The organism is Agaribacterium sp. ZY112 (assembly GCF_041346925.1).
GTDB lineage: Bacteria > Pseudomonadota > Gammaproteobacteria > Pseudomonadales > Cellvibrionaceae > Agaribacterium.
On record NZ_CP166840.1, the window covers coordinates 809770 to 823117 of the forward strand.

General features: G+C 45.7%; 13 protein-coding genes. 8 read left to right on the forward strand and 5 right to left on the reverse strand.

Annotation, left to right across the window (positions count from 1 at the left end; genetic code table 11):
• Positions 1-33 precede the first annotated feature (33 nt).
• From AB1S55_RS03465 to AB1S55_RS03500, 8 genes are all read left to right on the forward strand, one after another.
• Positions 34-2892, forward strand: coding sequence for a hypothetical protein (locus AB1S55_RS03465; RefSeq protein WP_370980399.1), 2859 nt, complete (start codon positions 34-36; stop codon positions 2890-2892).
• 41 nt (positions 2893-2933) lie between these two features.
• Complete coding sequence (locus tag AB1S55_RS03470; protein WP_370980400.1) at positions 2934-3698, forward strand: SH3 domain-containing protein; 765 nt, start codon at positions 2934-2936, stop codon at positions 3696-3698.
• Positions 3668-4321: an outer membrane beta-barrel domain-containing protein gene (locus tag AB1S55_RS03475; RefSeq protein ID WP_370980401.1), complete on the forward strand. Its 654-nt coding sequence runs from the start codon at positions 3668-3670 to the stop codon at positions 4319-4321. Before AB1S55_RS03470 ends, AB1S55_RS03475 begins: the two co-directional genes overlap by 31 nt.
• Positions 4322-4332: 11 nt before the next feature.
• Positions 4333-4827 (forward strand): TlpA family protein disulfide reductase, encoded by a 495-nt coding sequence (locus AB1S55_RS03480; protein WP_370980402.1) that lies wholly within the window; start codon positions 4333-4335, stop codon positions 4825-4827.
• Positions 4815-5039 (forward strand): DUF4266 domain-containing protein, encoded by a 225-nt coding sequence (locus AB1S55_RS03485; protein WP_370980403.1) that lies wholly within the window; start codon positions 4815-4817, stop codon positions 5037-5039. The genes AB1S55_RS03480 and AB1S55_RS03485 overlap by 13 nt, the downstream gene beginning before the upstream one ends.
• Positions 5026-6186 (forward strand): DUF3570 domain-containing protein, encoded by a 1161-nt coding sequence (locus AB1S55_RS03490; protein WP_370980404.1) that lies wholly within the window; start codon positions 5026-5028, stop codon positions 6184-6186. The genes AB1S55_RS03485 and AB1S55_RS03490 overlap by 14 nt, the downstream gene beginning before the upstream one ends.
• Positions 6187-6274: 88 nt before the next feature.
• Positions 6275-7360: a hypothetical protein gene (locus AB1S55_RS03495; protein WP_370980405.1), complete on the forward strand. Its 1086-nt coding sequence runs from the start codon at positions 6275-6277 to the stop codon at positions 7358-7360.
• A gap of 79 nt (positions 7361-7439) precedes the next feature.
• Positions 7440-7724, forward strand: a complete 285-nt coding sequence (locus tag AB1S55_RS03500; RefSeq protein WP_370980406.1) for a YebG family protein — start codon at positions 7440-7442, stop codon at positions 7722-7724.
• 113 nt (positions 7725-7837) lie between these two features.
• Here the strand turns inward: AB1S55_RS03500 and AB1S55_RS03505 are convergent, their stop codons facing one another.
• From AB1S55_RS03505 to AB1S55_RS03525, 5 genes are all read right to left on the reverse strand, one after another.
• Positions 7838-8767, reverse strand: coding sequence for an AEC family transporter (locus AB1S55_RS03505; RefSeq protein WP_370980407.1), 930 nt, complete (start codon positions 8765-8767; stop codon positions 7838-7840).
• A gap of 86 nt (positions 8768-8853) precedes the next feature.
• Positions 8854-9786: a 23S rRNA (adenine(1618)-N(6))-methyltransferase RlmF gene (gene rlmF, locus AB1S55_RS03510; protein ID WP_370980408.1), complete on the reverse strand. Its 933-nt coding sequence runs from the start codon at positions 9784-9786 to the stop codon at positions 8854-8856.
• A gap of 50 nt (positions 9787-9836) precedes the next feature.
• A complete protein-coding gene (locus AB1S55_RS03515) occupies positions 9837-10448 on the reverse strand; it encodes a membrane integrity-associated transporter subunit PqiC (RefSeq protein WP_370980409.1) in 612 nt (203 codons plus the stop codon).
• A complete protein-coding gene (locus AB1S55_RS03520; protein WP_370980410.1) occupies positions 10441-12036 on the reverse strand; it encodes an intermembrane transport protein PqiB in 1596 nt (531 codons plus the stop codon). Before AB1S55_RS03520 ends, AB1S55_RS03515 begins: the two co-directional genes overlap by 8 nt.
• Entirely contained in the window at positions 12017-13348 is a 1332-nt protein-coding gene (locus AB1S55_RS03525) for a paraquat-inducible protein A (protein ID WP_370980411.1), read from the reverse strand. Before AB1S55_RS03525 ends, AB1S55_RS03520 begins: the two co-directional genes overlap by 20 nt.

Consider the following 13348-nt stretch of genomic DNA (forward strand, 5'->3'; position numbering starts at 1 on the left):
AAATAGCGTCTTTAGCGCAATAACTATTATTCTATGACTTATACAAAGTTCACCTTTTTAGGCATGCTTGCAAGTGCAGTGCTGGCGTTAACAGGCTGTGATGCCAGCAGTGGTTTTGATGAAAGCATCGACCATTCCGAACAATCCGACCCAGTCGTGGTTGACTACCCTATCGCTTATATAGAGCGCCCTGTACCCAGAGATGAAGATGGGCAAGTACTTGCTTATGAAGCCCTTGCCCCTGCTGCTTTTAAGCCCGGTGCTCGGTTGATATTAAAAGATAGGGCGCAAGTAAGTGCGCCAAGCAGGGATTTAACCTCCTCGGTATTTACAAACTGTAGCGATATAAGCTGTGAGAGCGAAGAGGCCGAAGAATCAACAGAAGAAAGCACTATCGCACTCTATGATGTTAAAGATATCAGCGTTAGCCATGACGGCAGCAAGTTACTGTTTGCCATGCGCGCCCCTGAAGACGAAGACCTGGATGAGGACGAACAAGCTACTTGGAATATTTGGCAATATGACCACGAGAGCAAGCAACTTAGCCGCGTAATAAGTAGCGACATACAAGCCGAACAGGGCCAAGACGTAGCGCCTAGCTACTTAAGCGATGGCCGTATCGTTTTCTCTAGCACCCGCCAACCACGCGCTAAAGCCATCTTACTGGATGAAAACAAGCCACAATTTGACCCAGGCACTGAAGCAGATCGTGAAGAACCAACATTTGTACTGCATGTTATGGATGAGAACGGCGAAAACATCCAACAAATTAGCTACAACCAAAGCCATGATTTAGATCCGGTACAGCTAAGCAATGGCCGTATCGCCTTTGTGCGCTGGGATAACTACCGACGCGGCGAAGACAGAGTGAGCCTCTACAGCATGGAAGCTGATGGCAGCGATACAAGCCTACTTTTTGGTTACCACAGCATCACCACTGGAACCGAAGGCACAGAAGCTATTCGCACCAAGCCCATACAGCTACAAGATGGACGCTTATTAGTTCGACATCACGCTCGTGAAGTACTCAGCCAAGGCGGAGATTTAAGTTATATCGACCAGGAGAGCTACGTCGACTTCGCTCAAGGTTTTTCTGGTTCAAGCCTGACCAAACCGGGGCAAGAGAGTGCTACCGATGGTATTAGCTATACCAATGACGGTGCCTCTCCACGCGGATTTTACAACAGCGCCTATCCACTATTTGATGGTAGTGGACGCATCATGGCTAGCTGGTCTGGCTGCCTTGTCGAAGGCACTGGTATCGGCACTTATCTCAATAACGACGGCTTTTTAGTTGATGGACTCGCTCGATTTGTCGATGAAGACGGCGAGCTACTTAGTGAAGATGCAAACCCTATCACCCCTTTAGCAAGTGACGTTGATGCCTATCCATGTGGCCCTGGCGTCAGCGCCTTAGAGGAACTAAGTATCGCCGAGCCTCGCTACGGTATTTGGACTCTCGATACGCAAGCACAAACCGCTCGACCCGTTACCTTAGCTAAGGACAACTATATGTATAGCGACGTTGTCATTATGCAGCCTCGCCCACTTCCCGACTTCCCCGATACAAGCACGCCGCTGGGCTTTCAAAAAACACTAATAGAAGAAAACCTTGGGGTTGTGCATATTCACAGCATCTATGAGTTTGATGGATTTGATACCAGCCCTGCAGGTGCTAGTGTTATGGCCGATCCAGAACAAACACCTATTGAAGACAGAGAAGCACGATTTTTGCGTCTCGTTAAAGCTGTTAGCATGCCCAATCGCGATGTATATGACTTTGACGGCAGCGCCTTTGGTTTTCGCAGCGGCGGCCAAATGAAAGATATCTTAGGCTATGTACCGATTGAGCCAGATGGCTCAGTCAAATTTCTAGCTCCCGCTAATGTCGCCTTTAGCTTTAGCATTGTCGACGCCAATGGCCATACTCTTGATGGCAACCTCGGCCAAGAACATCGCAACTGGTTAAGCCTTGCCCCTGGAGAAAGCCGAGAATGCGGCGGCTGCCATCTTGCCGACGACCCAAGCCCCCATGGCCGACTTGAAGCCGAAGCAGACTTTAGTTATGCCGGCGCACTGGGTGGCCAAGCGTTTGCCAATACCCAACTGCGTGATGCCTTTGGTACAGGCCACCCAGATCCAGAAGTAGGCGACACCATGGCCGAATACGCCGCGCGTATGCAAGGCCCAAGGCGACCCACTGTAGACCTCATCTTCAGCGATGACTGGACAGATACCAGCATTACAGATGCGAGCCCCGACATTAGCTTGCTATATGCCGACCTACCTATTGAGGTGGCGCCAACAAATGAGGAGTGCCAAGAGCAGTGGTATGCCGAATGCCGAGTGGTGATTAACTACCCGACTCATATTGCCCCCTTGTGGGAAGTCGATAGGCGCGTCTTTGATGAAAGCGACCCCGAGCTGGTTATAGCTGATAATACTTGCATTAGCTGCCACAGCCGCACAGATGAAAACGGTGCTGATCGTGTGCCCGATGCACAGCTCGAACTAAGCAACCAGCAGAGCCAAGACCGCGACGACTATGTCACTTCCTATGTCGAGTTATTGCGCGCCGATGTACCACAAGTGCTCGACGAAAATGGCGTACTGGTCAATGAACAAATAGAAGTTCCGGCTGTTGATGAGAATGGTGACCCCGTCTTTATAGTCAACGAACTAGGACAGACCGTACAGGCAACCATGCTAGTAGATGTGGCCGCAGAACCGGCCCCCATTCGCGGTATGGCTCGTGATAGTGATACATTCTTCGACCTATTTATGGGGGGCTCACATACAGGCCGCTTAAACCCCGCTGAGTTGAAATTAATTGCTGAATGGCTAGACATTGGGGCGCAGTACTACAACAATCCCTTCGAAGCCCCAGAATAACCAACAATACTAAGCTTTAAGTTGTACATCAGGATGATCCATTGAGTTCTTATAGAAATAAACTTGCAACACTCATCGCCCTTTATTTTGGCTTAGTGTTGCAAGCCCATGCTTGGAATCCACTTGCAAAGAAGGAAGGCATAGCAATAACTGTTAATGCGCCTTTTCTCGAGCTGCGTACCGGCCCCGGCAGAGGCTTTCCAGTTACACACGTTATCGAGCGTGGTGATAACCTGCAGGTTAAAAAAAGCAAAACCGATTGGTACTTAGTTTCCACAACTCAAGAATTAACTGGCTGGGTTCACGCAGAGGAGCTAGACGGCAGCCTGTTAGAAGATGGCAGCGAAGCGCAATTTAGTCGCAGCAAAGAACGCTTGCACGAAGAGCGGCGCTGGGAGCTCGGTATGGCTGCGGGTGATTTTAGTGGTGCCCGCTCTCTTAGCACCTCACTGCAGTATCACCTGACAGAAAATATCAGTAGCGAACTGCGCTACACCCACGCATTTGGTGATAGCTCTAATATCAAGCTCTATGGCTTAAACGCTATTCATCAACCCTTTCCAAAATGGCGCTTTAGCCCTTTTGTAACTTTGGGTGCAGGATTCATGCAAACCCAACCGCACTCTGAATTAGCCGAAGCCATAGACCGTGAAGATAACACCCTAATGGTTGGGGGAGGTTTGTTTATCTACGCCTCGCGTAATTTTATGCTTCGCACCGAATATAACAGCCACACTGTGCTCACTAGCCGCGCAGACAACGAAGAGGTTCACGAATGGAAAGCTGGATTCAGCGTCTTTTTCTAAGTACAACACTCGCCCTTGCCCTGCCCTGTGTAGCCGAGCAAGCAAGCAAAGACGAGCACGCTGACATATTAGATGATGTGGTTAAACCTGATATTAAGCGCCGAGATGTTAATGAAGATTTAATCGACAGTGAAAACTTCGAATTCGGCATTAGTGGCGGAGTGATGAGTGTTGAAGATTTTGGCAGTAATAACAGTATGGCTGTCCACGCAGCCTATCATGTAAGTGAAGACTGGTTTGTTGAAGCAACCTATGGGGCCACCACAACCAGTAAAACCAGTTACGAAGTACTAGCAGACCAAAATTTGTTAACCGAAAAAGAGCGAGAACTAAGCTACGGCGAGCTCGCCCTTGGTCTAAATTTATTTCCAGGCGAAATTTTTATAGGTAAGAATCATGCCTTTAACGCCTCGATGTATGTATTAGCAGGAGCAGGCTCCACCCAGTTTGGTGGAGATGATCACCTCACCTTTAGTTATGGTGCCGGCGCCCGATTCTTTGCTACCGATTGGGCCGCTTTACGACTGGGGTTTAACAATAGAATTTTTAGCCACAGTATTTTTGGTGTGGATAAAACTATACAAAATTTAGAAGCCAATCTCGGCTTATCCATTTTCTTTTAGTGAGAGCGCTTATGAAACAGTTTCTATTTTTATTTACCTTGGTATTAGCAAGTGCATCTTCAAGCTCTGTTTTAGCTGAAACCGTTCCTGACTTTACCCTCAAAAGTAATCAAGGAAAAAACTTGCGTATATCCGATATGCGTGGCGAAGTAGTTATGCTCAATTTCTGGGCAACATGGTGCGGCCCTTGTCGCCAAGAAATGCCTCTACTCGATAAAATTCACGCCCGCTATAGCCCTGTTGGTTTTAATCTTTGGGGCCTTAACATTGATGAAGATCCTAAAACTGCCAATGATTATCTAAAAAAGAACGGTGTCGACTTCCCCATCCTTTACGATTCAAACAGCGAAGTCCGAGACATATTTAAAAAGCATCAAGGCATGCCCTTATCTATCTTCATCGATTGTGATGGCAACATAGATAGCGTTCATCGAGGCTATAAACCCGGTGATGAAAAGTCTTATATAAAAACCATTAAGAAGTTAATTCGCTCATGCGCTGCATAATTCGCTTGGTATTGCTTAGCTTGTCAATAGGCCTAAGCGCCTGCTCAATACAACCTTGGGTACAAAGTCACGAGCGCGCTCAGCTGGCTGACCCAATTATGGCCTTTGAGGCTCACCCAGTTGCCACTCGCTATATCAACCATGTTTATGAAGCTCGTGAAGCGGCACGTGGTGCAGAAGGAAGTGCGGGAGGCGGCTGTGGCTGTAATTAAATTTTTCTTAAGTCTATGTCTTGGGCTGATTTCAAGCCAACTATTTGCAGCCGTACTACCTGATGACCAAGCAGACGTTTTATATCACCGCTATGAAGGTGGTGGCATAACCGTTGATGGCCCCTCCGTATTAGTGCGCAAAGGTTATAAAGATAAAATCAGTGCTTGGGGTAATTATTACACCGACAGCATTAGTGGAGCCTCTATCGACCTATTAGCCCAAGGCTCGACCTATTACGAAGAAGAGCGCACTGAAACCAGTGTCGGCCTAGATTATTTGCACGACAAAACCATTATGAGCATCAGTGCTACCAACAGCTCCGAACGCGATTATGAAGCAAACAGCTTTGCCTTATCACTAAGTCAAGACTTTTTTGGTGATATGAGCACCTTTAGTATGAACTACAGCCAAGGTAACGACGAAGTTCGCCAGAATATTTATGAAGACGGCAGTATTGTTGAAACCATAGATAGAGGAAAGGCAAGGCACCAACGCTTTGGTTTAGGTTTAAGCCAAGTGCTGACTAAAACCTTAATCATTTCAGCCAATGCCGAAGCCGTTATCGATGATGGTTTTCTTAACAACCCCTATCGCAGTGTACGTTACGAAGAAAGCGATGGCACCCTAGGTAGAGAGCCTGAGAAATACCCAGAAACTAGAAACAGTGATGCCTTTGCCCTACGAGGCATGTACTACCTGCCGTATCGTGCGGCTTTACGAGCTGAATACAGAATCTACAGGGACAGCTGGGGTATAGATGCTAATAACTGGGAACTGCGCTATATACACCCGATTCAACAGTGGACTTTAGAGGCAAAAGTGCGCGGCTACGAACAGAGCCAGGCTGATTTTTATTCCGATCTTTTCCCCTATGCTGATGCGCAAAACTACCGAGCCCGCGATAAAGAAATGAGTGCTTTTAGTAACCAAGCCTTTGGTCTAGGTGCAAGCTACGATTGGCAGCAAACCTATCTAAGCTGGGCAGACAACACCACCCTTAACCTGTACTGGGATTTCATTCAGTTCGATTATCAGAACTTTCGTGAAAACACACCAGACAACACCAATGAATACGGTGCTGGTAATGAGCCACTTTACGGCTTTGGAGCCAATGTCATTCGAGCTTTTATCTCGATTAAGTACTAAGTCCCAACTTAGCACTTATTAGCCTATCGACCCCAACTAGGGCAAGCAGTTAGAATGCTTGCCCTAGCCATCAAAAAGACGCCTAATCATGTTCAGCCGTATCTTTCTTAGCATTGCTATTTTGTTCAGTTTTAGTGCCTGTAAACTGGGGTTTGAAGAAAATGAAAATCCTAAAGATAAAAGCGAATACAGTGGCCCATCTGAAGGCGCATGGTGGCTACTAAGTTTTAGCGGTGATACCAACGGCTACGATCTAAAAAAATACAGCTCAGCATCAAGCTCTATTGTTGTCTATACCGTTAGCGGTCAATTTGAACGACTTGATAACGGCTTTGTGCGCTTTAATGTCAGCACAAGTACAGATAACGCCGGTATCGGAGAATTTATAGGAGGTATAGAGTTAGGAGAGAATGCCTTTGTACTATACCCCTTTGAAAGCGGCGCAGATGAACTTATCCCGCTTGTAGAAAAAGCAGATTGCCCAAGCAGTGATATCAATGGCACTGGTTTATTTATGGAGAACACGGCTGATGCCAGCAGCACAAGCGTTCGCTGGGTAGGGCCCTTCCTATATTCAATATCGGGTAAAACTGCCAACCTAACCAAAGGTTTTGCTCTTGATGACGCCTTTACAAAAAGCGATGCTGAAAACATAAACAGCGCTACTTGTAGCGATGGCATTTCATTAAATACGGGGGGTGATCACTTCTTCGCCAGCGACTCTGCCATTGTTGAGGTCGGTAAAAACGGCAACAACTATCGTCGCTTGTTTAGCCTACCCTCTCGAATTCTCAATGCCATCAATTCGGCAGATGGTAACTATGCCGGTTTGCTTAAAGACTTTGGCTCACCTTCCGATGAAACATACGCATTAGCCGAGTGTACTAACGGCGCGTGTGAGATCTATAAGATCAATGGTATTGAAGGCAGCAAAGGCAACTCAAGTTACACCTTAAGATTCAACCAAGAGCTTAACCATGATGATGTGCCAGGCTTAATCACAGGTACGTTAACTGATAACCAAACCACGCCTATTGGCCAAGCTGGAAATGTCTTGTGCAGCGTTAATTCGGCGCTTAGCAATGGTAATAGCAGTAAACAGCTTCTGCATTGTAATGCTCAGAGTCCAACGACCAACAGCAGCTTGCTCAATATGATCTTTATTGAGCAATAGACAAACAAAGCCAACTAACTATTGACACTAGCGCCCCAAGTGATACTGTATATAAAAACAGTATCACTTGGAGACCCCCATGGCGGTAATTGCAGTTTGGAAATGTGATCGGGACGGCGCTATGTTCGCAAATAAAAAAGATGCTGAAGAGCATGACAAAATGCTTGAGCTGGCTGAGAACATCAGCGCCCTGCTTGAGAAAAATATTGATGGTTTAGACGAAAACCAAAGTGAAGCCATTGGCCTTCTCTTGGCACGCCGACGAGAAGACCTAGCTAAAGCCTGTAAAGGTAAACCTGAGCTTCTTCTTCAAGAAAACGAAGAAAGCGATGACCAAAACGTCACACCCATTAGCGCAGCTTAACGCTTTTATGCCAATCCGGGCCTACGTTTCCCCCCTTTTTTCGTTAACCCGGGTCGGCATACCCTCTTAAGCATTAACGCTTCTAGCAACTTTAAGGCAGCCACCATCATTACCTAGGCTTGCAAGAAATGCATCGCTAGCGACAGCGTTAACAAACTTAACAAAGTAGACCATATAATGGTTGAAGCCACCAAGGCTTCAGAATTTTGATAACGCCTAGCAATAACCTGAGTACTCACACCAACCGGCATCGCTGCAATCATCACCGCTGTCTGCAACCACAAGCCCTCGATACCCCAAAGCTGGCTCGCACTCAGGTAAATGGCCGTTGGCAATAGCAACAGCTTAGCTAAGGACAAAATAGAAGCTTGAAGAAGCGCTCCTCGTAAGCTGAAGTGACTTAAGGTTGCACCAAGCACCAAGAAAGACAAAGGAACAGCCGCCTCGCTTAATAAAGCCAAGGCGTTATCAACAATTAAGGGTAGGTGAAAGCCCATCGCATTCAGAGCTAAACCACACAACAAACTCATTGTGATCGGGTTTTTAAACAAGCTCAGAGCAATGTTTTTAATTTGTATAAAAACCCTACCCGGCTTCATGCCATCGGATTCTGCAGCTACTGTCGCTAAGCTAAACAAAATAAAGTTATGCACACTGATAATGATTGACATAGGCAGTAATGCCTCATCACCCAAAAAGTGCAAACAAACAGGAATACCAATTACCGTCACATTGCCGTAGACACTCGACATCGCCAAGATACTGCGGGCTTTCCCCTTGACCTTAAGACAACGTAAAACGACTAAGGCCAGACAAAACAATAAGATTAGTGGAAAGAAATAAGCAGCCAGATAGGCAGCGTAATTAAAGCCCACTAACTCCGCCTTTAAAATGCCATTAAATAAAAGCGCAGGTATTAAAATACTAAATACCAAACTATTAAGATTGGCTTCGCCTTCTTTATTTAAGAAACGAAAGCGGCTAAGCACATAACCTAACGCGGCGATAAGTAATACGGGGGCAATGGCGGAGACTAACTGCACAAGGGTGACTTCCGGCTAAAAAGCGCAGTATAGCAAGCCAGCCATAGAAAGCTTTGAGCTAGCTCAGCTGGAAACAGCCCAACAAACTAAGAAAACGACCAAGCTAAAATACGAGTGATTTTATTGCCTTGCCTCATCTCTATCTCTCTTATATCACTAGCTGCCAACTTCTTTAAGAGCTTATGGGCAGCTTTAAGGTTTTCACTTTTTGAAACAAGGCTTGTAAACCAGCGGCACTGACCGGCAAAGTCTTTACTTTCCTTAATCATCAGGCGTAGAAATTTTTGCTCACCGCCCTTGCACCAAAGCTCAGCTTTTTGTCCGCCAAAGTTCAACTTAGCCTGATCTTTTCTAGATAACAAAGCATCTTCACCGGCACGCTGCTTGCGACTTTTTTCGAGCCGAGCTTGTTTGCGTTTGTTGCCCTTTAGAGCCTCTTCTAGCGAGGAATGAAATGGCGGATTACACACACTAAGTTGGTAGTATTCTCCAGGTTGAATCACGCCTTTAAACATCTGCCCCTGATTAGCCTGTAAGCGTGTTTCAATGCCGCCATGAAGCTTGTTGCTCTTTATAATCTTATCTAGGTTGTCCAAAGCCAAAGGATCAACATCGGAGCCCACACAATGCCAACTATAAACTTGGCTTGCCAATAAGGCATAAATGCCATTGGCCCCAGTGCCTATATCCAGCATCTTAATCTTGCCAGCTTGTTTATCAGAAACAGTTGCACAAACCAGTTCGGCGGCGTGGTGAATATAATCCACTCGCCCAGGAATAGGCGGGCACAAATACCCCTTGGGAATATCCCAATAAGTAATATGGTAATAATGTTTAAGTAAGGCTGCGTTTAAAGCGACAACAGCTTTTGCATCGGCAAAGTCGATACTAAGCTGTTTGTTAGCATTAGGTTTAACAAACGCTTTTAAAGCAGGCCAGGCCTTTGTTAATAGCGGGAAATCATAACCATGCTTATGAAGGTTATGTTTATGTAAACTTTTAACAATAGGCTTAGGCACGTAGAACCCTTAACTAATTATTCGCTCTAGCGCCTTTAAAAGCGAAGATCTTATTTAGCTTCTAATACTAAAAGCTTGGCGGCTAAATCTTGCGAGAACTGTAATAACAGTTCGTTTAAGGTTTTTACATAGGCAGCGTAACTTTCAGCGCTTTGTTCTTGCTGGTGATAACTGCCTCGGGCAACTTCCTTATTCGCTTTTATATCAAATAAAGACCACTGCAAATGCAGAGCAACATCACCACCACGAATACCATCAAACTGCTGAACGTCTATACGCAATTGTAACTGAGGCCTTGCACGGCTATCCCAAGGGAAAGACTGTACACTTAATTGACCTAAGCGCTCATCTAACTCAATTGCTAATACCCGAGCCATCGCCTCATCTAAGCTTTCTGCCCAAGCATGAGAACCACTAACTTTAAGCTGCTGGCTATCGGTTCGACTTACAATAGACGGGTTCTTTAAATAACCCGTTAGTACAACAGGGCCAACCCCCAAAGTAACTAAGCTACTGGGTTTATCATTAACAGCCTCAACTTGAGCATGAGAAGCCAATGGCTTTGAAAATAAAGTGTAATAACTTGTTGCAGGGCCACTGCTTGAACAGGCAGCCACGAATAAAACAAGCGCTAGCAATAAATAAGGCTTGATCTTATTCATCTTTATCGGCTCCAGAAATAAGTGAGTTAGGGTGGCGGTTAAGCTCATCCAAAAAGAGTTGTAATGAACGACCTGCACCTGAGAGACTCTCAAGCATGCCATTTAGCTCGTGGCGCATCTGTGCATCAGGAGCCAACATCGAGTTGAGGTTTTCCATCAACTTTTCAGATTCCGCTAGGGCTTGTTGAGCGCTATCTAAGCTCTGATCCAAGCCATCAACAGCGCCATCAATTTTCTGTGCCGTTTTTTGCTGTTCAAGTGTGCCTAGAATTTGTTTAAGGCTATACATGCTTGAAGCTAGATCCTGACCGATTTGATCAAAAGGAATGTCATTAATCTTGCCTAAGATAGTGTCTACTTTTGCGGCCATCTCGGCACTGTCTTCAGCGGACGTTGGCAGCTCAGTAAAATCTTTATTGCTAACAATGGCCCTTGGCCCTTCATCGGTAAAACCTAGGTCGATGTACTTAGCCCCAGTAATTAAACTAGAAACCGCCATCTTAGCTCGCAAACCATCATTAACCATAGCCGCAAGACGTTCATCTACTTCTTCTCGGCTAGGGTGATCATCTACATCAAAACGCTGTGGCTCCATCGAGATATAAACATGCAGGCTGTGCTCGGTGTTATCGGCATTGTCTAATTTCACATCGACAACCTCGCCAATTTTAATACCCCTAAACTCCACTGGTGCGCCAACAGATAGGCCACGAATAGAACCAGAGAAGCGCAGTAAATAAAAATATTTAATGGTATAGCGCTCTTCTAGCACGCTTTCTCTGTCGGGGTATAAATAAAAGCGGTGGCCTCGATCAGCCAGGCTTGAATCTCCCAAGCTGGCGCTATTATCAAACTCAATACCACCGGCAATTAAAGAGGTAAGAGAAGCCATTTTTGCTTTCATTCCATCAGCGCCAAGGCTCACACCAAAGCCACTTACATCCCAAAAGCGCGAACGGTTTTGCACCATCGCATCGTGTGGCGAGCGAATAAAAAAGTTCACATCCACACTTTGCTGATCTTCAGCCAAGCGATAGCCTGTGACTTCACCCACTTGGATCTGGCGGTAATAAATAGGCGAACCAATATCTAACGACCCCAGTGTTTCAGATTGCAATACATAATGACGACCTTTAGCACTGCTTTGCAGAATCGGAGTTTCATCTAAACCACGGAAGGAACTTTCACTATCACCTTCATCACCGGGGTCCATAACAATATAAACCCCCGAAATAAGGGTACCTAGATTGCTTACACCTTTTGCAGAGATGCGTGGAGTCACCACCCAAAAACGAGTGTTTTTACTTAAGTGCTTAGATACGGCCCTGTCAATTTCAGCGCTCACAATTACACGCTGCAGATCCTCACTTAAACGCACGGTTTTAACTTGGCCGACTTTGACATCCTTTAAGCGAATTTGAGTTTGCCCAGGCTGAATATCTGATGCACTGGCAAAACTAATTTCTATTAAGGTGCCTTTTTCCATTTGCGCCTCTACAGCAAGCCACACTGCAATCACAAAGGCGACTATAGGTACGATCCAAACAGGACTTATACGCGCTATTCGTTTAACGATTGGTTGTTTCACCACTATCCTTTTTTCTTAAGTGTTGATTTCTTGCATCCCACAACAAACGTGGATCGAAACTCTCCGCAGCAATCATTGTAATTACCACAACTGCGCCAAACGCAATAATAGCGCCTTCAGCTTCCACGGTATAAACAAAGCCAAATTGTACTAGAGCCACAAAGATCGTGACGACAAAAACATCCACCATAGACCAACGGCCAATAATTTCTGTGAGCTTGTACAACCAAGCTCGATGTCGAACACCTATTCTGACCTTCCACTTCACTGCGGCTAACAAATAACAAAGAATCACTAGTTTTAAGATAGGCACGGCAATACTGGCAATAAAAATAACAGCGGCAATACCATAAAGGCCATTGGCAATCAGTGCTACCACACCAGAAAAGATGGTATCGGTGCTGACATCTCCCAAGGTGCTATAAGTCATAATTGGCAGCATGTTCGCTGGAATATATAAGATGGCCGCCGCCAAAGTCAGCGCTGCTGTTTTTTCTAAACTGCGAGGTAGACGTTCATGAACCTCTGAACCACAGCGCGGACATACATTTTGCTCTTCAACAATACTTTTACCCACCATGGCATTACACGATGTGCAATCCAGTACAGGCTCGCCTACCTTAGCGGTAAAATAGTTATTACTATTTATCCAAGCCCAAAACATCATCCTATTGAGCTTAATATTGGCCAGGATAAGCATCGCAACCAACAAAAACAGCGCGTAAGCACCAAATTCCAGTTCTAAATGCGCCATATCGGCCATCTTAATGGAGGCCACCACCATGCTCAGTAAGAAAACTTCAAGCATCGACCAACTTTGAATTTGATTAAACCAGCGCAATACCGTGGCCTGCCCCCACAAACGCCGATTAAAATAATAAGGCAACAAGAGATAGAGCAAAGCCGCAATTTCACACAAGGGAAAGAGCAGTAGAGTCACAAAAATTAAGGCGGCAAGAATAAAATTATTGCGCTCAAGCAAAGCCCAAAAACCATCAAAAATGGTGATACTCTGGCTTTGTGCCCCAATCTCTAAGGTAAGTATCGGGAAAAACACACTGATTAAAAACAGAGCCAAGGCGGCAAATGTCAGTGCAATAACGGCTTCAAACCAACGACTCTTAGACTCACTCAATTGAGCCCCGCAATTAAAGCAGAGCATTTCATGCTCGGGCTCAAGCGCTACAACATACTGAACTTGGCCACAGCTATTACAGACCAACCAATCTTTATGTTCGCTGTGCAGAGATTCAGGGCCAGAGCGTCCCATATCTTCAAGCAGAGCCTGTAAATGTTCTTTATGCTCACTCAT

What these genes read in the sequence shown, in the direction of transcription:
- AB1S55_RS03465 (WP_370980399.1), top strand. Translation starts at nt 34, where the DNA reads ATGACTTATACAAAGTTCACCTTTTTAGGCATGCTTGCAAGTGCAGTG.
- AB1S55_RS03475 (WP_370980401.1), top strand. Translation starts at nt 3,668, where the DNA reads ATGGAAAGCTGGATTCAGCGTCTTTTTCTAAGTACAACACTCGCCCTT.
- AB1S55_RS03480 (WP_370980402.1), top strand. Translation starts at nt 4,333, where the DNA reads ATGAAACAGTTTCTATTTTTATTTACCTTGGTATTAGCAAGTGCATCT.
- AB1S55_RS03485 (WP_370980403.1), top strand. Translation starts at nt 4,815, where the DNA reads ATGCGCTGCATAATTCGCTTGGTATTGCTTAGCTTGTCAATAGGCCTA.
- AB1S55_RS03495 (WP_370980405.1), top strand. Translation starts at nt 6,275, where the DNA reads ATGTTCAGCCGTATCTTTCTTAGCATTGCTATTTTGTTCAGTTTTAGT.
- AB1S55_RS03500 (WP_370980406.1), top strand. Translation starts at nt 7,440, where the DNA reads ATGGCGGTAATTGCAGTTTGGAAATGTGATCGGGACGGCGCTATGTTC.
- AB1S55_RS03515 (WP_370980409.1), bottom strand. Translation starts at nt 10,448, where the DNA reads ATGAATAAGATCAAGCCTTATTTATTGCTAGCGCTTGTTTTATTCGTG.
- AB1S55_RS03525 (WP_370980411.1), bottom strand. Translation starts at nt 13,348, where the DNA reads ATGAGTGAGCATAAAGAACATTTACAGGCTCTGCTTGAAGATATGGGA.